General features: G+C 73.0%; 17 protein-coding genes and 1 tRNA gene. 3 read left to right on the forward strand and 15 right to left on the reverse strand.

Features of this window, described 5'->3' with window-relative positions; all coding sequences use genetic code 11:
• Positions 1-8 precede the first annotated feature (8 nt).
• The gene (menC, locus tag IF54_RS0121460; RefSeq protein WP_030321089.1) at positions 9-1,118 is read right to left on the reverse strand and encodes an o-succinylbenzoate synthase; all 1,110 of its coding nucleotides are present in this window, start codon (positions 1,116-1,118) and stop codon (positions 9-11) included.
• Complete coding sequence (locus IF54_RS0121465) at positions 1,115-1,966, reverse strand: chorismate synthase (RefSeq protein ID WP_030321091.1); 852 nt, start codon at positions 1,964-1,966, stop codon at positions 1,115-1,117. The genes menC and IF54_RS0121465 overlap by 4 nt, the downstream gene beginning before the upstream one ends.
• Positions 1,967-2,122: 156 nt before the next feature.
• Here IF54_RS0121465 and IF54_RS43935 point away from each other — a divergent pair, with 156 nt between their 5' ends.
• Positions 2,123-3,697: a PucR family transcriptional regulator gene (locus IF54_RS43935; RefSeq protein ID WP_030321093.1), complete on the forward strand. Its 1,575-nt coding sequence runs from the start codon at positions 2,123-2,125 to the stop codon at positions 3,695-3,697.
• Positions 3,698-3,805: 108 nt separating this feature from the next.
• Here IF54_RS43935 and IF54_RS0121475 read toward each other — a convergent pair whose 3' ends face one another.
• From IF54_RS0121475 to IF54_RS0121495, 5 genes are all read right to left on the reverse strand, one after another.
• Positions 3,806-4,447 carry an IclR family transcriptional regulator gene (locus IF54_RS0121475; protein ID WP_020139008.1) on the reverse strand — a complete coding sequence of 214 codons (642 nt, stop codon included), beginning with the start codon at positions 4,445-4,447 and terminating at the stop codon, positions 3,806-3,808.
• 381 nt (positions 4,448-4,828) lie between these two features.
• Positions 4,829-6,619, reverse strand: coding sequence for a DEAD/DEAH box helicase (locus tag IF54_RS0121480; protein WP_030321095.1), 1,791 nt, complete (start codon positions 6,617-6,619; stop codon positions 4,829-4,831).
• 152 nt (positions 6,620-6,771) lie between these two features.
• A complete protein-coding gene (locus tag IF54_RS0121485) occupies positions 6,772-7,152 on the reverse strand; it encodes a type II toxin-antitoxin system death-on-curing family toxin (RefSeq protein ID WP_030321097.1) in 381 nt (126 codons plus the stop codon).
• Positions 7,149-7,349 (reverse strand): hypothetical protein, encoded by a 201-nt coding sequence (locus tag IF54_RS41330; RefSeq protein ID WP_078852068.1) that lies wholly within the window; start codon positions 7,347-7,349, stop codon positions 7,149-7,151. Before IF54_RS41330 ends, IF54_RS0121485 begins: the two co-directional genes overlap by 4 nt.
• Before the next feature lie 118 nt (positions 7,350-7,467).
• Positions 7,468-8,919 (reverse strand): MFS transporter, encoded by a 1,452-nt coding sequence (locus tag IF54_RS0121495; protein ID WP_030321100.1) that lies wholly within the window; start codon positions 8,917-8,919, stop codon positions 7,468-7,470.
• A gap of 219 nt (positions 8,920-9,138) precedes the next feature.
• On the opposite strand from IF54_RS0121495, the gene IF54_RS0121500 reads away from it, so the two are divergent.
• Positions 9,139-9,210: transfer RNA gene (locus tag IF54_RS0121500), tRNA-Cys, on the forward strand.
• A 113-nt stretch (positions 9,211-9,323) separates the two neighbouring features.
• Here IF54_RS0121500 and IF54_RS0121505 read toward each other — a convergent pair.
• The 3 genes from IF54_RS0121505 to IF54_RS0121515 all read right to left on the reverse strand — a co-directional run bounded on the left by IF54_RS0121505 (position 9,324) and on the right by IF54_RS0121515 (position 11,262).
• Positions 9,324-9,863 (reverse strand): DUF4760 domain-containing protein, encoded by a 540-nt coding sequence (locus IF54_RS0121505; protein WP_051735495.1) that lies wholly within the window; start codon positions 9,861-9,863, stop codon positions 9,324-9,326.
• 113 nt (positions 9,864-9,976) lie between these two features.
• Positions 9,977-10,663 (reverse strand): hypothetical protein, encoded by a 687-nt coding sequence (locus IF54_RS0121510; protein WP_030321104.1) that lies wholly within the window; start codon positions 10,661-10,663, stop codon positions 9,977-9,979.
• An 89-nt stretch (positions 10,664-10,752) separates the two neighbouring features.
• Positions 10,753-11,262 (reverse strand): SigE family RNA polymerase sigma factor, encoded by a 510-nt coding sequence (locus tag IF54_RS0121515; RefSeq protein ID WP_020139014.1) that lies wholly within the window; start codon positions 11,260-11,262, stop codon positions 10,753-10,755.
• A 110-nt stretch (positions 11,263-11,372) separates the two neighbouring features.
• Here IF54_RS0121515 and IF54_RS0121520 point away from each other — a divergent pair, with 110 nt between their 5' ends.
• Positions 11,373-12,002, forward strand: a complete 630-nt coding sequence (locus tag IF54_RS0121520; RefSeq protein WP_030321107.1) for an FABP family protein — start codon at positions 11,373-11,375, stop codon at positions 12,000-12,002.
• On the opposite strand, the gene IF54_RS0121525 is transcribed toward IF54_RS0121520, so the two are convergent.
• From IF54_RS0121525 to IF54_RS0121545, 5 genes are all read right to left on the reverse strand, one after another.
• Positions 11,957-13,114, reverse strand: a complete 1,158-nt coding sequence (locus tag IF54_RS0121525) for an SUKH-4 family immunity protein (RefSeq protein ID WP_030321110.1) — start codon at positions 13,112-13,114, stop codon at positions 11,957-11,959. The two genes, IF54_RS0121520 and IF54_RS0121525, sit on opposite strands and share 46 nt — an antisense overlap.
• A gap of 133 nt (positions 13,115-13,247) precedes the next feature.
• Complete coding sequence (locus IF54_RS0121530) at positions 13,248-13,781, reverse strand: AAA family ATPase (RefSeq protein WP_030321112.1); 534 nt, start codon at positions 13,779-13,781, stop codon at positions 13,248-13,250.
• 136 nt (positions 13,782-13,917) lie between these two features.
• Positions 13,918-16,227 (reverse strand): xanthine dehydrogenase family protein molybdopterin-binding subunit, encoded by a 2,310-nt coding sequence (locus IF54_RS0121535; protein WP_030321115.1) that lies wholly within the window; start codon positions 16,225-16,227, stop codon positions 13,918-13,920.
• Positions 16,224-17,975, reverse strand: coding sequence for a 2Fe-2S iron-sulfur cluster-binding protein (locus IF54_RS0121540; protein ID WP_030321117.1), 1,752 nt, complete (start codon positions 17,973-17,975; stop codon positions 16,224-16,226). The genes IF54_RS0121535 and IF54_RS0121540 overlap by 4 nt, the downstream gene beginning before the upstream one ends.
• Entirely contained in the window at positions 17,972-18,865 is an 894-nt protein-coding gene (locus IF54_RS0121545; RefSeq protein WP_020139020.1) for an FAD binding domain-containing protein, read from the reverse strand. Before IF54_RS0121545 ends, IF54_RS0121540 begins: the two co-directional genes overlap by 4 nt.
• Positions 18,866-19,001: the final 136 nt, after the last annotated feature.

Here is a 19,001-nt window from a genome sequence, read left to right on the forward strand (position 1 = left end):
CGATCCGGTCAGCCCCCGTACAGATCCCGTCGCGCGCGCGTGAAGCGCCGTAGGACCTCGGGCAGGGGTGCCACCCCGATCCCCGGGGTGCTCGGGACCGGCAGGTGGCCGTTGTCCAGGACGAACGGCTCAGTGATGTCCTCGGCGAAGTAGCGGGAGGAGGCGGAGGTGTCGCCGGGGAGAGTGAAGCCGGGCAGGGCGGCCAGGGCGAGGTTGGGGGCGCGGCCGATCCCCGTCTCCAGCATGCCGCCGCACCACACCGGCACGCCGTGCGCGCGGGCCACGTCGTGGACGCGGCGGGCCTCCAGATAGCCCCCTACGCGCGCGGGCTTCACGTTGACCACCCGGCAGGCGTCCAGCGCGATCGCCGAGGCGGTGTCGCGGGCGTTGTGCAGGGACTCGTCGAGGCAGACCGGGGTCGACAGCCGCGCCTGCAACCGTGCGTGCCCGTGCAGGTTGTTCTCGTCCAGCGGCTCCTCGATCAGCAGCAGCCCGAACTCGTCCAGCCGCCGCAGGTGTTCCGCGTCGGCGAGCGTGTACGCCGTGTTGGCGTCGACCTGGAGCGGCAACTCGGCGCCGAAACGCTCCCGCACGGCCCGTACCGGTTCGACGTCCCAGCCGGGCTCGATCTTCAGCTTGATCCGGACGTACCCCTCGTCGAGGTACCCCGCCACGGCGTCCAACAGCTCCGGCACGGACTCCTTGATCCCCACCGACACCCCCGCCGGCACCCGGTCGCGGACCGCGCCCAGATACAGCGCCAGCGGCATGCCGTACGACCGCAGTTCCGCGTCCAGGACCGCCGTCTCCAGGGCCGCCTTCGCCAGCTCGTGGCCCTTGATTCCCGCGAGGGCCGGCCCGACCGCGGCCGCGGTGAGCGCGGGCAGCGCCGCCACCCGCGGCACCAGGAAGTCCCGCAGCACCAGTTCCGCCCCCGCCACGAACTCCGCGCAGTACAACGGCCGCGGATCGCCGGCGAACTCCGACCAGCCCTCGGCGGTGTCCGTCACGACCCGCAGCAGGAAGGTGTCCTTGGTCGTCATCGTGCCGAAGGAGGTCCGGAACGGGCTGACCAGCGGGATCTCCACATGGACGACCTCCACGCGTTCGAGCTTCATGCCGTGCCCTCCCCTGCGTCCGTCGTGTTCCCCGTGTTCCTCGTGAGCGTGTACCAACCGTCGCGGGACATCCCGGTCGCCCTGAACCCCTGCGCGAAGGCCTCCGTGAACACCTCGCGCACGGCCCGCCGCCAGCGCAGCGCGAGCTCCGGGTCGGCGGCCCGCAGCTTGACCACGTCGTCCGGGACCCGGCACCAGATCCGCAGGTCGGCGAGGTCGCGACGGGCGAGGCTCGCACCGTCGGGACCACGGTGCGTGGCGGGCGCGGCATCACGCTCTCCGCTGTCGAAGTCCCGATCACTGCTGTCGCGGTCCCGATCCCCGCCGCCGTACGGCCGCGCACCGCCGTCGTACGGCGTCCCCCGCGCCGTCAGATCCCACGTCACCGTCAGCCGGTCGCTCTCGTCGCCGCCGTTCACGCCGTCCGTCATGGGGCCGTAGAAGTCGACGACATACTCGGTGCCCGTCGCCCCCAGCTTGACCAGGTTGAAGCGGGCGTTGCGGGCGACCAGCGGGTCGAAGGTCCAGCGCATGGTGCGGGCGCCGAGGCCCAGCGCCCACGCCCGCTGGGCCTGCTTGACCAGCTGCCCGCGCCCCGGCTCGGCGGCGGCGATCAGCGAGTACGCCTCCTTGGCTGCGGGTGCCCCGAACACGGCGACGGCGGCCCCGGTCAGCCGGTCCCCCTCGTGGGCGGCATGCACCGCGCCGCCCGTGTGGACCAGGCTGCGCAGCACCTCGGCCGGGTAGGGCGGGGCTGTCGGCGGGGTCCGCCACACCTCGCCGAAGTACGCGCTGACGGCGTCGAGGCCGGCGACCTCCTGGACGGTACGGATGCTCACTGCGGTCATGTGCCGAGTCTCGGAGCCGGCCGCGCGCCCGGGGTTGTGCGGTCGGACAACAGATGCGTACGTTCGTTTGGAGATCGGCCAAATGATCGTTGGAGACCGGCCGAACGACCATGCGTCCGGCGTCCGGCCGGGCCGGAACACCTGCTGGGGGCACCCATGGACGCCTGCACCCTCGGCGACCTCCTCGACATGGTCGGCGGCACCTCGGTGCGCCTGCACACGGCCCCCGCCGGCCTCGGCGCCCCGGTCACCGAGGTCCTGCTGTACGACGCCGAGGGACCCCTCCCCCGGGCCCCGGGCGCGCTGCTGCTGGCGGTCGGCACGCGGGCGGCGGCGGCCGGGCCGCTGGCGCGGGCGGTCGCGGAGGCCGGGATGACCGGTCTGGTGGTGCGCGGGCCGGACGGCCCGGTGACCGCCGCGGACGCGCACGGGGTGGCCCTGCTGTCCGTCCCCGAGGACACCGCCTGGCACGAGGCCCATCTGCTGCTTGCCTCGGCGATCGGCGCCCGCCCGGTGTCCTCTGCGAGTGGCCACGGCGACCTGTTCGCGCTCGCCGACGCCATCGCGGTGGCGACCGGTGGGGCCACCGCGGTGGAGGACCCGCGCCGGCGCATCCTCGCCTACTCGACGGTCCCCGGCCAGCCGGTCGACGAGGACCGCCGCCAGGGCATCCTGGGCCTCCAGGTGCCGACCGGCGCGGGCGACAGCGCGCAGTACCGGACGCTGTTCGCGGCCCCCGCCCCACTCCGGCTGCCCGCGCTGCGGGAGGGCGCCCTGCCCCGCCTCGCGATGGCCGTCCGGGCCGGCGGGGAGACCCTCGGCTCGGTGTGGGTCGTGGACGGCGGCACGCTCGCGGCGGACGCGGCCGAGACGCTCGTACAGGGGGCATCGACGGCCGCGCTGTTGCTGCTGCGGGCGCGCGCGGCCCAGGAACTGGCCCGGCACCGGACCGGCGATCTGCTGCGGCGGGTGCTGGACGGGACGGCGGACCCGGCCGGGGCGGCCGTGCGGCTGGGCATGGAGGGGCCGCTCCGGGTGGCCGCGTTCGCCCTGGACCCGTCCGGCCGACCGGACGCCGTGGCCGGTCCGCAGGACGCCGAACAGACCGGGCTGCGGCTGCTGGACGTCGTACGGCTGCAATGCGAGGCCCGCTACGGGCGGCACGCCTGTGTGCTGGTCGACGGGGTGGTGTACGCGGTGCTGCCCGCGGTCGGGGAGCACGGCGGGGACCGGCACCGACGGCTCGCGGAGCACATCGTGGCGCGGGCCGGACAGGCGCTCAGGGTCCCGGTGCGGGCGGGGCTCGGGGAGGTCGTGGCGGGGCTCGGGGAGGTGACGGGGTCGCGGGCCGACGCCGACCTGGTGCTGCGGCTGCCGGGCCCCTCGCTGCCGGTCGCCACGATCGACGAGGTCCGGGCCCGGGTCACGCTGGCACGTCTCGCCGAAGTGTTCGGTGAGCGGCGGGAGTTGAGCGCGGGTTCGTGGCAGCGGGTGCTGGCCCACGACGAACGGCACGGGAGCGACCTCGCGCGCACGCTGGTGTGCTGGTTCGACGCGGGGTGCGACATGGCGGGGGCGGCGCAGCTGCTCGCCGTGCATCCCAACACGTGCCGTTACCGGTTGAGACAGGTGCGGCGACTCGTCGGAATCGACCTGGACGATCCCGACGAACGGCTGGTGCTGTGGTTGCAGTTGCGGGTGCTGGCGGGGTTGGGGCCGGTGCGGATGTGATCCAGGGGGGTGGGGGCCGGCCCGGTGAGGGCGTGATCAGGCGGGGCTGGCGCGGGCCGGTGCGGAGGTGATCCGGCGGGGCAGCGCAAGGGCGTGATCAGGCGGGGGTCAGCGCAGCGCCTCCGCGACCTCCCGGGCCGCGTCCACCACCCGCGGGCCCACCCGTTCCGGCACCGCGTCGGCCAGCATCACCACGCCGACGCTGCCCTCGACGCCGGTGACGCCGAGCAGGGGGGCCGCCGCGCCGCTCGCGCCCGCCTCCAGCTCACCGTGGGTCAGTGTGTACCCGGGGTCCCCGAAGCCCTGCTGCCGGGCGGCGAGGATCGCCCGGCCCGCGGCACCGCGGTCCAGGGGATGCCGGAACCCGGCGCGGTAGGCCACGTGGTAGTCCGTCCACGTGGGCTCCACCACGGCCACGGCGAGCGCCTCCGCACCGTCCACCAGCGTGAGATGGGCCGTCGCCCCGATGTCCTCGGCCAGCGACCGCAGCGCCGGCAGGGCGGCCTCCCGTACCAGCGGATGCACCTGGCGCCCGAGCCGCAGCACCCCGAGCCCGACCCGGGCACGGCCGCCCAGGTCCCGTCGTACAAGGGCGTGCTGCTCCAGCGTGGCCAGCAACCGGTAGACCACGGTGCGGTTCACGCCCAGCTTGTTGGACAGTTCGGTGACGGTGAGCCCGTGGTCCGTGTCGGCCAGGAGCTTGAGGACACGCAGTCCCCGGTCCAGCGTCTGAGAGGTCTCCGCGGTCACGACGCCCACTCCTCCAAGTGGTGAGGTCGACGGCCCCTCGCGGCGGATGCGTCACCGAGTCCCGTCGGCGACGCGCTTCAGAGGCCGCCGATCGGTCGGCGGCCCGGTCTGTTCCGGACCGCGTCGCTTCACGGCTGCGCTCCGCGGCGGCGCTGCCACGGGGCGTGTGCGTAGCGGGACAGTAGCGAAGGGGGTTCGCTCAGCGGAAGCCTCCGTCCAGAATCCGGGCAGCGGCCGACGCGGACGACTCCTTTTGCCCAGGTACGTGCGGTGCCTGCGGTGCGGTGCGGTGCGTGCGGTACGTGGTGCGTGCGGTGCGACAGACGGCGGGCGGGCGACGGGCCGGGGGCGGCGGGCCGGGGGCGGCGGGCGGACGCCGCGTCACCGCATCCGGGTGGCCCACTCCTGCACCTTGGCGATCCGCTGCCGCAGTTGCCCCGCCGTCGCCTCCGCGCTCGGCGGTCCTCCGCACACGCGGCGCAGTTCGGTGTGGATCACGCCGTGCGGCTTGCCGCTCTGGTGGACGTAGGCGCTGACCATGGTGTTGAGCTGCTTGCGCAGCTCCATCATCTCCTTGTGCGAGACGACGGGCCGCCGCTCGGCGGGCAGCTCCAGGAGGTCGGCCTCGGCGTCCGGCTTCTTGCGGCTGTGCGCGATCTGCCGGGCCTGCCGCTTCTGGAGCAGGAGCTGCACCTGGTCGGGTTCGAGGAGGCCCGGGATGCCGAGGTAGTCCTGCTCCTCCTCGCTCCCCGGGTGCGCCTGCATGCCGAACTCGGCGCCGTCGTAGAGGACGCGGTCGAAGACGGCCTCGGACTCCAGCGCCTCGAACGAGAACTGCTCCTGCTCGCCGGTGTCCTCGTCCTGCTCCTTGTTCGCCTCGTCCATCTCCTTCTCGGACTCGGCGTACGGGTCCTCCTCGCCCTCCTTCTTCGGCTTGTCGAGGGCGTGGTCCCGCTCCACCTCCATCTCATTGGCGAAGGTGAGGAGGTCGGGGACGGTCGGCAGGAACACGGAGGCGGTCTCCCCGCGCCGCCGGGACCGCACGAAACGCCCGACGGCCTGGGCGAAGAAGAGGGGCGTGGAGATGGTGGTGGCGTACACCCCCACCGCGAGCCGCGGCACGTCGACGCCCTCGGACACCATCCGCACGGCGACCATCCACCGGTCGTTGCTCTCGCTGAAGTCGTCGATCCTCTTCGAGGCCCCGGCGTCGTCGGACAGCACGAGGGTCGCCTTGGAGCCGGTGATCTCGCGGATCAGCTTGGCGTACGCCCGGGCCGAATCCTGATCGGAGGCGATGACGAGGGCGCCGGCGTCCGGGATGGCCTTCCTGACCTCGGTGAGCCGCTGGTCGGCGGCGCGCAGCACGCTCGGCATCCACTCACCGCGCGGGTCGAGCGCGGTACGCCAGGCCTGGCTGATCGCGTCCTTGGTCATGGGCTCGCCGAGCCGGGCGGCGATCTCGTCACCGGCCTTGGTCCGCCACCGCATCTGCCCGCTGTAGGACAGGAAGATGACCGGCCGCACGACGTGGTCGGCGAGCGCGTTGCCGTAGCCGTAGGTGTAGTCGGCGGCCGACCTGCGGATCCCGTCGTTGCCCTCCTCGTACGTCACGAAGGGGATCGGGTTGGTGTCGGACCGGAAGGGCGTACCGGTGAGCGCGAGCCGCCGCGTGGCCGGCTCGAAGGCTTCGAGGCAGGCCTCGCCCCAGGACTTGGAGTCGCCGGCGTGGTGGATCTCGTCGAGGATGACGAGGGTCTTGCGCTGCTCGACGCGGTTGCGGTGCAGCATGGGCCGTACGCCGACACCCGCGTAGGTGACGGCGACCCCGTGGTAGTCCTTGCCGAGCGGCCCCGCGCTGTACTCCGGGTCCAGCTTGATCCCTATCCGCGCCGCCGCCTCGGCCCACTGCTTCTTCAGATGCTCGGTCGGCGCGACGACGGTCACCTGCTGCACGACATGGTGGTGCAGCAGCCAGGAGGCGAGGGTGAGGGCGAAGGTCGTCTTGCCGGCGCCGGGGGTCGCGACGGCCAGGAAGTCACGCGGCTGCTCCTGGACGTACTTCTCCATCGCCCCTTGCTGCCAGGCACGCAGCTTGTTGGCGGTCCCCCAGGGAGCGCGGCCCGGGAAGGCCGGGGAAAGGTGATGGGAGGAGGCGGCGGTGGTAGTCACGGTCTCCGTCGGGGTCGAGCGGCTGGGCGGTGTCTTGTTCGGCGGTGTCTGCTACGCCTGTGTATGACGACCGGGTCACCTTACCGGCGGCCCGTCGCCGTCAACGCTCGGACGGGGCCGGGTCGCCGGTGGGTGGGACCGAGGTCACATCTCTACTCGGCCAGCGTCCTCAGCCGCCCCGCGATCGTCCGTACGTCGCCCTCGGCGCCCGACGCGACGTCGATGACCAGCGCGTACGCCACGTCCTGGGCACAGCCGCCGAGGTCCACGCCGTTGACGCCGAGGAAGGTCGCGGCGGCGAGCCAGGCGGTGCGCTTGTTCCCGTCGACGAGGGGGTGGTTGGCGGCGAGGCCGTGGAGCAGGGCCGCCGCCTGCTCGTACAGGTCGCCGTAGGCCTCCGTGCCGAACATCCGGGCCCTCGGCCGCCGTACGGCGGAAGCGAACAGCCCGGCGTCCCGCGCCTCGGGTGCCTGGCCGCCGAAGGCGGTCCGAGCGATGTCCTCGACCTCCGCGACCGTGAGATGTCTGGTCATTCGCCGAGCCTTCGCAACAGGTCGGCATGGCGCCGGGCGAGTTCCTCGGCGACGGCACGCACCGGTACCTCCTCTTCGCGCAGATACCGGCGTACGGCCTCCCTGGCGAGGTCCTCCGGTCGGCGGCCGCAGGCATCGGCGAGATCGGCGAGGGCCTGTCCGGTGTCCGGGTCGAGGTGAAGCGTGCTGTCCTGCATGTCGCGAGAGGCTAGTCGCTGTCGTCACAAGCCGCCGAGCGGTTTACGGCTCCCGCACGGCTTTCGACTCCCGCACGGTTACGGCTCCCGAACCGTGCACGCGGCACCCGAACACGGTTTACGGCTCCCGCTCCCGCAACCGCGTGGTCACCCACGCCCCCACCAACGCCACCCCCGCCATCGGCAGGAACACCACGGCGAACGCGGCCGGATGCGCACCCGCCGCCCCCGTCGCCGTATGACTCACCGCTCCCCCGCCCAGCGCAGCGAACGCCGCCCCGCCCGCCGCGAGCAGCAGCGCGTTCGAGAGGCCGTCGGAGATCTGGAGGGCGGCGGAGTTGGAGCCGGCCTCCTCGGGGGCGGAGAGGTGGAGCAGCAGGACGCTGGTGGAGGAGATCACCAGCCCCATCCCGAAGCAGCCGAACCCCCACGCGACGGCGACCGTCCAGACCGGCACGGAGTGGATCAGCACACTCGGCGCGGTGGCGATCGCGGCGGCCGTCAGCACCATCCCCACCGTCATCAGCCGTTCCCGGTACGGCTCCACGCGCGCCCGCGACTGCACCCACGACCCCAGCGCCCACGTCCCCCCGCCGGCCGCCAGCGAGAACCCGGCGAGCGTAGGCGACAGTCCCCGCTGGGTGACCAGCATCAGCGGCACGAAGGATTCGGCGGCGATGAAGGACCCCGCGGCGAGCCCGCGCAGCAGGACGACGGAGGGCAGCCCGCGCGCCGCCCGGCAGGTGCCGCGGGGCAGCAGTCCGAGCACGGCCGGCACGAGCAGCGCGGCACCGGCGAGGCCGGGGAGCAGGGAGAGGGGGCGCAGGTCCTGGGCTGCGTACTGGAGGAGCCCGGCGCCGAGGGAGATCCCGAGGGCGAGCCGGATGCGCCGCCGGTCGACGCCGCCGGGGGCCCTGCCGTCCACGGGTCCCGCGGCCCGCCGCCTTATCTGGGGCAGGGCAAGGGCCAGCGGGAAGACGACGAGGACCGGGATCCCGACGAACACCCACCGCCAGCCGAGCTGTTCGGTCACGGCGCCGGCCGCGAGCGGTCCCACGACGGACGGCACGACCCACCCCGCCGCGAACGCGGCCATGATCGCGGGCCGCAACCGCTCGGGGTAGGCCCGCCCGACGACGACGTACAGCGCGACGATGACCAGCCCGCCCCCGAACCCCTGCACGGCCCGCCCGAGGATGAACAGCCACATCGCCCCGGCCGTCCCGGACACCAGCAGCCCGGCCCCGAACGCGGCGATCCCGGCGGTCAACGCCCCGACCGGCCCGCGCCGATCGGCCCACTGCCCGCTGACGACCATCCCGAAGAGGCTGGTGGTGAAGTACCCGGAGAAGGCGAAGGCGTACAGCCCGACCCCGTCCAACTCCCGTGCCGCGACGGGCATGGCGGTCCCCACGGCGGTCGCCTCGAAGGCGACCAGCACGACGACGGACACGATCCCGACACTGAGCGCCCGGTAGGAACGCCCCAGCACCCCGTCCGCCCTCTCCCGACCAGAGGGAGCTCCAACTTCATCGTCGACGCCGACGCCACGCGGTTCCAGGGTTGCCATGCGGGTCAGCGTAAGGCGCACGCTCCGGTTTGACCCCTGTCAAAAGCCCACCCACGCCTGCGCCTTTGGTCGTACGACCACCCACCCCCCGCCCCCCGTTCATGAACGGCGTATGGCAGTCCCGTTGCAGCCCCCAGGCCACCCTTGAACCCGCCCGCACCCCCGCCATACGGTCATCCCACCGAGCTCGACAGGAAGCCTCACCGCTCCCTTCGACCCGGCCGTGTGCCCGAGTGGTTCAGGGACTCGCCTGCAAAGCGAGTTACGCGGGTTCGATTCCCGCCACGGCCTCAAGTGCCTTACCAGGCAGAGGGAAAGGGCGGCACCCTGTGAGGGGTGGCGCCCTTCCGGTCGTCCAGCCGGCTTGCGGACCGGTTGCCGACGCAGCCGCATCCGGTCCGCATCTAGCCCGGCAGCCCGTTCCCCCTCCAGCGACCCCGACGCGCTCTGAGCAAATCGGCGCTGGGCGGACCCACGAAGTGTTCGGCGTCGGCCGCAAAGCTCTCGAGGATCGAGAGGAGATGGTCATCCACTACGGGCGACTCCCGCTCCTTCACTACGAACGGCTCGACTGCGCGCCATACCGTATTCACTCGGCCTCGGACCATGACCATCGCCACGTCTTCCCCGATTATTCCCAGCGCATACATTCCAGCGAGAGTCTGAAAGAAATAAGCAACGCTGTACACACTCTCTTTGACCGCAGGCGGCAGCCCGCTCAGACCCAGCTCAGGGGAATACTCCTCGCGCAGCCGCGAGCAGACAAAATTGTACTGCTCGTGAAACTCGACTTTCCTGAACTCAGCGAGCAGGTCGAGCAGAGCAGGTATGTAGTTGGCATGCCGCGCAATGGCCAACTGCCGCATCCCGAAGATCAACGACGCGGCAACCGCGCAGATGGAGATCAGAAGAGCCAAGAGATTGAGCAGAAGGCTTCCATCCATGGAGGGATGTTAGGGGAACCCTCAGTGGCCGAAAAGGCTTCCTCCGATTTAAAAGGAAGCGAATATCGATCAACTCTCACTCCGGCCCCACCACTTCTCAACTTCCGCGGGGCTCACTGCCACTTCGGGCTGGTCGCCATCGTGCGCAGTTGGGTCAGGGGCAGGATCGGTGCGGTGCGGGTCGAGGGGCCGTTCTGGGCGGGGGACTGCCAGGTCATGAGGGTGACGTAGAGGCCGTCGGGGCGCAGTACGTTCACCGTCTGGTGGCCCTCGGGTGACTGCCGGGACTGGATCAGGGTGCCCTGCGGTGACGGCTTCACGTCGGCGAAGACGTGCTTGCGGAGTTCGGTCGTCGAGGTCTGCCTGGAGACGTGCACCTCGATCAGCGACTTGCCGTGGCCGTCGTCCACCCACAGCTGGCCCGACTGGCCGCTGCCCGGTGGAGTCGACGAGGTCAGGCCGGTCGGCAGCAGTGCGGTCAGTCGGGCGAGGGCCTGGTCGGCGGGGAGTGCGCCGGTGAAGGTCGGCCTGGGGGTGGCGGCTGGGCTTGTCGGGGCTGAGGCGCCGGGGGTCGCGCGGTCCGCCCCTCGGACGTCCGACAGCAGGCCGGTGAGGGCATTCGCGCCCAGGCCGACCAGCGCGAGCACGGCCGCTCCGCTCACGCCGAGCGCCACGGCACGGCGGCGGCGCCTGCGCCGGCCGTCGCGGATTCCCGCGCGCAGAAGTGACGGTGTGTCGGGCGGGGAGATGGTCAGGAGGCTGCTGCGCAAGGCTTCGGTGAAGTCTTCTTCTTGAGGCATGGCGGGTCACCGCGTTTCGGGTGTCGTCGGTGCGGAGGGCGAAGGCGGAGAGGGAAGGCGGGAGCGAAGTGGTGCCTGCGCAGCGGAGTTCAGGGGCTCACGAGCTCGGACAGGTCGTGGCCCAGAAGGTCCCGGATCCGGGCGAGCGCGCGCATGCTCTGGTTGCGCACCGCGCCCGGCCTGACCTGGAGGATCGCCGCGGTCTGCTCGACACTGCGGTCCTCCCAGTAGCGCAGGAGCAGCACGGCCCGGTCCCGGGCGGAGAGCCGGCCGAGCGCGTCGAGCAAGGTGACCCGCAGCGTGGCGTCGTGCTCGGGGGCGGCGCCGGAGTCCGGCAGGGTGTCGGTGGGCTGTTCGGAGTTGCTGCGCCGACGGCGGTAGGACAGGTAGGTCCGTACGAGGACGGTGTGGGTGTACGCCGCCGGGTCGTCCACCTGCGCGATCTTTCGCCAGTTGGCGTACATCCGGCCCAGCGTGTCCTGGACCAAGTCCTCCGCGAGGTGAGCGTCACCGCTGGTGAGCACACACGCGGAGCGGAACAGAGGGGCGGTTCGCGCAGCGGCGAACGCCATGAATTCCTCTTCGTGCCGGCGCTTCATCGGAGATCCTGTTCGTCGTCCACACTCTGAAGACGCGGTGGCGGCGGCGTTACGTCCCACCCTGAGAAGCAGCGATCGAGAGTGGGGAGACGAGAGTGAGGAGAGTCGACGTGTCAGAGGGCGTGGCAGGGCAGCCGTTCCCGGATGGCTTCGGGGAGGGTGGGACGCCTGCTCCGCACCCGCTCCTCGGGCCGGTGCTTGGCTTTCTCGGGCGGTGGCGGGGGCTTGGACAAGGCGGGTATCCGACGCTCGACGGCGACTTCTCCTACGCGCAGGAGGTCAGCTTCGGTCACGACGGGCGGCCCTTTCTCCGGTACGAGGCCCGCGCCTGGCTGCTCGACGCGGACGGGGCGCCGCTGCGTCCGGCGGCCCGGGAGAGCGGCTGGTGGCGGCTCCAGGACGACGGGCGGGTGGAGGCGGTGATCACCCAGCCGACCGGGATCACGGAGATCCTGACCGGGCGGGCGGAGGACGGCTTCGTGGACCTCGCCACGCACACCGTGGCCCTCACCCCCACCGCCAAGGAAGTGACCGCGACCCGCCGCCGGTACACCCTGGCCGACGCCGACGCCGACGCGGACTCAGCCGTCGACCAGGGCCCGCACGGCGACACCTTCACCTTCGTCCACGACCTCGCCGCGGTCGGGCAGCCCTTGCAGCACCACCTCTCCGCGACCCTGCGGCGTGCGGCCGGTCAGAGCACCCGGCCCGCCTCGTCCTGGAACAGCTCCGTCCAGTAGTGCCAGTCCTCATCCGTCGTGGTGCCCGTCGGGTCGATGGTGGACAGGGCTCTGATCATCGTCTTGGCGACCTGGGCGTAGAGGGTGTTGGTGAGTTCGTGGGCCAGGGACTCGTCTATCCGGCGCTCGCGGTGCAGCAGCCAGAGCGTGAAGGCGAGGGTGGAGATGTCGGTGTTCAGCGGGTGCAGGGTCGCTTCGCGCTCGCTCCAGTTCAGGACCGCGCCCGTCTCCCCGTCGACCACCAGGGTGTTGTCCTCGATCAGGTGGCCGAGGACGATCAGGCGGTCGGCCCTGGGCGGGAGGGCGGACAGCCGGTCGGCGTGGTGCTCCGCGAGCGTCGGCAGCGGGGCGTCCGGGTCGGTGTGGAAGAGGACGCCGTCCTCGGGCAGGCCGGTCACCGCCAGGAAGCGGCGGGTCGGGGCGTGCGTGAGCGTGGACGGGAAGTCGATGTCCTCGAAGCGGACGACCTGGCCGCGGCCGAACTCCTGGTCCAGGAGGCGCGGCGGCAGGTCCAGCGCCAGGCCGGACTCCGTGCCCGGGCCCGCCACCAGCGCCAGGGGGCGGATCAGGGCCGCGATCTTCCAGAACGTCGGCACATCGCCCGCCGTGCCCTCCTCGAACACCGTCAGCAGCTGGCGCGTCGCGTCCTCCACCGCCGTAGGGCCGAAGCGGCCGGCGTAGGAGGCGAACTGGCCGCGCACCTCGGTGAGTTCGTCCGTCGCCGTCGCGAAGCGGACCAGGGTGGGCAGGGAGGGGGCCAGCGGGGTGCGGTCCATCAGGTCGGGGCGGGCGTGGAAGAACGCCGTCGTCGAGACCTCACCGGTCGCGCCGTCGAGCAGGACCGACTCCCGCTCCTTGCCGTGCAGGTCCGTGAGTCCGCCGATCACCAGCTGGTCGCGCAGCTCCTCGCTGAGCCGATCACCCGGGTCGGACGTGGCGTCCGCCACCGTCCGCAGGCCCTCCCGGCGCAGCTCCTCGAAGGTGAACAGGTCGCTGTCAGCCGGCAGTCCGGGCCCGCTGAGCCAACTGCGGGTCGTGGCATGGGTGATGTACGGGCTCAGCTCGTCCTCGGTCAGTCTGATCGCCGCTACGGCGGTGTCGGTCGTGCTCATGGTTCCCCCGTGTGCTTCGTACGCAGTCCCCCGGCTGGGCACAGCACGGCGACCCGGTCGGGCCCGGCGCGCGTCCCCCACTGACCAGAACACTACGCGCCACCACTGACAACGCCCCCGTATCAAGGAGACGTCACAGCACCCTCGCGCGTTCCCGCCCCGCGAGAATCGCGTCCACCGTCTCGGCGGGGGTCTGTCCAGAGGTGTCCAGCCACAGGCCGATCGGCGGGGTCGACACCCGCAGCGCCGCGTCCAGCGCGGGGACCGTCCAGGCCGCGTCGCCGTAGCCCGTCTTCGCCCGGGCCGCCTCCCGGGCGGCCACCGTCCCCGCGTCCGGCGCCAGGACGACGACGTACAGCGGGCGGGTCCTGACCAGTCGGACGTACGCCGTCAGCTCCTCGCCGAGCACCACGTCCTGCACGACGGCGGTGAACCCGGCCTCGGCGTAGGCGTCCGCCGTGGTGGCCGACAGCCGGTACCGCAGGCGGAGTTGAGCGAGTGCCTCGTCCGAGGCACCGGGCAGGTACTCCTGGCGGCCGGACACGATCATCCGCCGGAACACGTCCCCGCGCACATGCGCGGCCCGCGGCAACCGCTCCGCGAGCAACTGCGCGACCGTCGACTTCCCGGCCGCCATCACACCGGTGACGAGGACGACGCCCTGCACGCGAACTCCTCTACGACAGAGGGCACTTGGCTCACCATAGGCCCAGCGTCGAGCTCACCTCAGGCATACGAGCACCGGAGTCGTACGAGCACCTGGCTCACCGTAGGCGTACGAGGACCCGCAGGCGCAGACCGACTCAGCGGTCCGTCACCACCGCCGCCTGCGGCCGGATCGGCAACCGGTTCACCGGGCGCCCCGTAGCGGCCCGTACGGCCGAGGCGATCGCCGCAGGAGAGGTGACCACCGGCACCGCGCTCGCCGCCTTCGCGCCGAACGGGGCGACCACGTCCCGCTCCTCCACGAGCTTGACGATCCGGATGTCCGGCGCGTCCAGGGCCGTCGGCAGCGCGTACCCGGTGAGGTCCGGGTGCCGGATCAGCCCGCGCGCGGTGCGCAGGTTCTCCGTCAGCGCTATCCCGACGCCCTGCGTGACGCCCGCCTCGATACGGGCCTCCAGCTGGGCGGGGTTGAGGATCCGGCCGACGTCCTGGGCGAGCGCCAGCTCGACCACGCGGACCGAACCGAGCTCGATGTCGACGTCGACGACCGCGCGGATCGCGCAGAACGCCATGCCCACGAAGGCGTCCCCCTGACCGGCCTCGTCCAGCGGCTCCGTGGGGTGCGGACGGCACTGCGCCGTCGCCCACAGCTCCTTGCCGTCCATGGCCTCGGTGACGGTCGTCGACAGGACGCCGTCGTAGGAGGTGATCTTGCCGTCGACGATCTGGAGCAGCTCGGTGGACATGCCGAACTTGTGCGCCAGGGGCTGGAGCAGCTGGGTGCGGACCATCTTGGCGGCCCGTTCGACCGCGCCCCCGGAGACCCAGGTGTGGCGGCCACGCGCGCCCGCGCCCGCGGGAGGCTGGTCGGTGTCGACGGGGGCCACGTGGACCTCGTCGATGCCGAGGGTCTCCTGGACGATCTGGCGGGCCAGCGTCGTGAAGCCCTGGCCGGTCTCGACGGCCGCGCAGAGCACCGTCGCGACGCCGTCCTGGACGCGCACGGTCGCCGTGGAGACCTCGTCCGCGCCCTCCGCGCCGAGCATGTGCACCATGCCGAGGCCGTAGCCGACACCCCGGCGGATCGCACCGGGTTCGCCCGCGCCCTCGGGGCCGCCGGGCAGCAGCCACTCGTCCTCGGGGGTGTCCTTGGGCAGCGCCGGCAGCGGGAAGTCCCGTACGGCTTGCAGCAGTTCGGCGACCGGCGCCGGGCAGGTCACCGTCTGGCCGGTCGGGAGCACGTCCCCGGTCGCCAGCACGTTGCGCAGGCGCAGTTCCGCCGGGTCGATCCCGAGCTTCTTGGCCAGCTTGTCCATCTGGGCCTCGTAGGCCGCGCAGACCTGCATGGCGCCCTCGCCGCGGACATGGCCGGAGGGCGGGTTGTTGGTGCGTACGGCCCAGCCCTCGATGAAGGCGTTCGGGACGACGTACGGCCCGCACGCGAAGCCCACGGCGGCGGCCAGGGCCTCCGAGGAGGTGTCGGCGTAGGCGCCGCCGTCGAGCAGGATCTGCGCCTCGACCTTCACCAACTTGCCCTCGGCGTCGGCGTGGTGGCGGTATCTCAGCAGGGTGGGGTGCCGGTGCACGTGGCCGAGGAAGGACTCCTCGCGCGTGGCCGTCAGCTTCACCGGGCAGCCGGTCTTGAGCGCGAGCAGGCCGAGCGGGAGCTGGAAGCCCTGGTCCTCGCGGTCGGCGGTGGCGCCGGGGACGCCGGTGACGACGACCTTGACGCGCTCGGGCTCCAGGCCGTAGCAGGCGGCGGCGGTGTCACGGTCGGCGTGCGGGTCGGTGGAGGCGAGGTACAGCTCCACGCCGCCGTCGGGACGGGGCACGGCGAGGCCGGCCTCGGCGCCGATGGGCGCGGGGTCCTGGCGGCCGATGCGGTACTGGCCCTCGACGACGATCTCGCCGGTCACGGAGGGGTCGCCGTGCTGGAGCGGGATGTGGCGGACCAGGTTGCCGTCGGGATGCAGGGGCTCGGCCTCGAACGCCAGCTCGGGATCGGTGACCGGGTCGAGGACCTCGTACTCGACGATGACGGCGGCCGCGGCCATGCGCGCGGTGTCGGGATGGTCGGCGGCGACGGCCGCGATGGGCTCGCCGTGGTGGCGTACGACCTCGGAGGCGAACACCGGACGGTCGGCCCTGCCCCGGCCGTGCACCGGGCTGCCGGGGACGTCCTCGTGGGTGACGACCGCGCGGACTCCGGGCATGTCACGCGCGTGTGAGGTGTCGATGGACACGATGCGCGCGTGCGCGTGCGGTGAGCGCAGGACGGCGGCCCACAGCAGGCCCTCGGCCCACAGGTCGGCCGCGTACGGGAAGGTGCCCTCGGTCTTCGCGCGCGCGTCGGCGGGCGGCAGGGAGACGCCGAGGCCGTGCGGAATCGGCTCGGGGGCGGGTGCAGCCTCCGCGGCGGTGGTCGCGGTGGCGGCTTCGTTGCTCACGTCTGGCCTCCGTCCTGTCCCTGTCCGTACGCCTGCTCATGCGGTCCGGAGGAGCTCGGGAACCCCGGCGAGTCGAACGCCGACGGGTTGACGCCTCCGGCGCCCGGACCCGCCTGGTGCGGAATACGTGGCTCGTCGCCGTCCGTCTCAGCCTCGGCCGCCGCGTGGGCCTCGCGCTCGGCGACGACCTCCTTGACGGCGTCGACGACACCCCGGTAGCCGGAGCAGCGGCAGAGGTTGCCGCACAGCGCCTGGCGGGTCTCCAGCTCGGTGGGCGCGGGGTTGCCCTCCAGCAGGTCGTGCACGGTCATCGCCATGCCCGGCACGCAGAATCCGCACTGCACCGCGCCGCACCGGGCGAGCGCCCGCTGCACGTCCGAGGGCCGGCCGTCCTCGGCGAGGCCCTCGACGGTACGGACCTCGCTGCCGGCGGCGGTCACGGAGGGCACCAGGCAGGACGCCACGAGCCGTCCGTCGACCTGGACGTTGCACGCCCCGCACTCGCCCTGCGAGCAGCCGTCCTTGGCACCCGCGAGGCCGAGCCGCTCGCGCAGCACGTAGAGCAGCGACTCGCCGATCCAGGCGTCGGTGACGGGCCGGTCGACGCCGTTGACGCGCAGCACGTAGGAGGCGAGCGGGTGCTCCTCGCCGGGGGCGGCGGCCCGGTCGTCGGGGTCGCCCGCGTGTTCCTCCGCGGGCGGCGGGGCCTGCTCGTCGTCCGGGGCGGACGGGGTACGGGCCGGGGTGTGCTCCGCATCGGCGTCGGCGGGCCCGTCAGCGGCTTCCACGGCCCCGCGGGCGCCCTCGGGCGACTCGGGGGCAGCAGGGTGCCCCTCGGCGTCCGGAGCGGGCTCTGAGGCGGCTGTGGAGGCGCTGTCCGGGTACGCCCCGGCGGAGCCGTGGGCTTCCGACGGACCGTGGGTGTCCGCGAGGCCGCTGCCCTCTCCGTCGGTCCGCGCGTCGGCCGAAGCGCCACCGTCGTCGGCCGACACCGCGTGCTCGTCACCGGGCACGTACATGTGCTCGTGTTCGGCGGCCACGCGCGTGTGGTCGTCACCGGCAGGCACGTGCGCGTGCTCGCCGCCGACCGTCCCACCGGAGCCGTCACCGACCGTCCCACCGGAACCGCCGTCGAACGCCCCGGTGCCGCCGTCGTCGAACCCATGGGACCCGTCGTCCGCCCACGGCTGGACCGGCGGGGCCGGCTGGGTCGCCCAGGGCGCGGCCGCGCCGCCCGGCAGGGTCGCCGGAGGGGTGCCGCCCCACTGCTCGACCAGGGACGACGTGGTGAACTCGCCCGATTCGTCCGGAAGATCGCCGCCCGCAACAGGAATCGACCACTGCCCGGTGACATCGTGGCCAGGGGCCGGAGTCGGGGCGGGGGCCGCCGCCGTGTCCTCGACGTGCCACTGCTGCGTGGTCGCCGGGTTGTACGAGAACTGCCCGGTCTGCCCCGGCGGCACGGCGTTGGCGTCCGGCCAGCCGGAGCCCTCGGCCGGCGTGCCCCACGCTCCCGTGGCGCCCGGGTCGGTGCCGTCGCCCTCGCCCGGCGCCGCCGTTATCCGCGGCGGCACATAGCCGTGCCCGGGCGCGGCGAGCGGACTGTCGGCGGAGGCCAGGAGGGCGTCGATGCCCCCTTCGGGGAGTTTCACGAAGGCGGTCGCGCCGTCGTCGTAGTCCCCCTGAGGGAGCGGGTCCCAGCGGCCGGCGGCCCGGGGCGTGCCCTCTCCGTGCTGGTCGTCGGTCACGACAGTGCCCTCCCCAGTGCTCGTCGGGCCAGCGCGGCGACGGTGCGCCGCAGGTGCAGAACGGCCGGCGGATGCTGCGGTACGGAACCGTCCGGGGCCGGTGCCGGGTCGGGGATGCAGGCCGCGGCCACGTACTCACCGAAGGCCTCCAGAGCCTCCGGGACGAGCGCGCGGTTGTTGTCCCAGTCGATGAGCCGGGCCACCCACTGCTCGGCGTCCAGGGGCCGCAGCGGCATCGGCGCTATGGCACCGACGGCGCATCTGACCCCGCGCCGGGCCGGGTCCAGGACGAGGGCGACGGAGGCCATCGCGCGTCCCGGGCCGGTCCGCCCGGTGACCTTGAGGAAGACCTGCGGGGCGTGCAGCAGGGGCACGCGCACGAAGCCGATGAGCTCGCCCGCGCGCAGCATCTCCATGCCGGCCAGCAGGTGCGAAACCGGCATCTCCCGGCGGGCGCCGTCCGGGCCCGCGATGATCAGGGTGGCCTCCAGGGCGGCGAGCACGGGCAGTGCGTCGCCCGTGGGGGCCGCCGAGGCGATGTTGCCGCCCAGGGTGCCCGCGTTGCGGATCTGCGGCGGGCCCGCGGCGCGCGCGGCGGCCGCGAGGGCCGGGATGAGGGCGGCGAAGTCGGGGCGGCCCATGCGCGCGTGCGTGAGCCCGGCACCGAGCAGGGCGTGCCCGTCCTGGTACTGCCAGCCGCGGATCTCGCTGATCCGGCCGAGACCGACCAGGGCGGCGGGCCTGAGCTGTCCCGAGTTGACGGCGGCCATCAGGTCGGTGCCGCCCGCGACGGGCACGGCGGCGGGCATGGCCGTGAGGGCCGCCACCGCCTCGTCCAGCGTCGTGGGCAGCGTGACGGCCTGCGCCGCCTGCGGTGCGTGCGTGGTCAAACCGGCTGCCCCTTCCCGCTGCCCCACCTGGTCCTGCCCCGTTGCTGCCGTACGGTACGTGCTGACAGGGCGGACGTGGCAACTCTGGCACATCTTCGCAACACCCGAAGACAGGGGTCCGCCAGGAGGCGTTCGG

It is taken from the genome of Streptomyces sp. NRRL B-3229 (assembly GCF_000719505.1).
Taxonomy (GTDB): Bacteria; Actinomycetota; Actinomycetes; order Streptomycetales; family Streptomycetaceae; genus Streptomyces; species Streptomyces griseorubiginosus.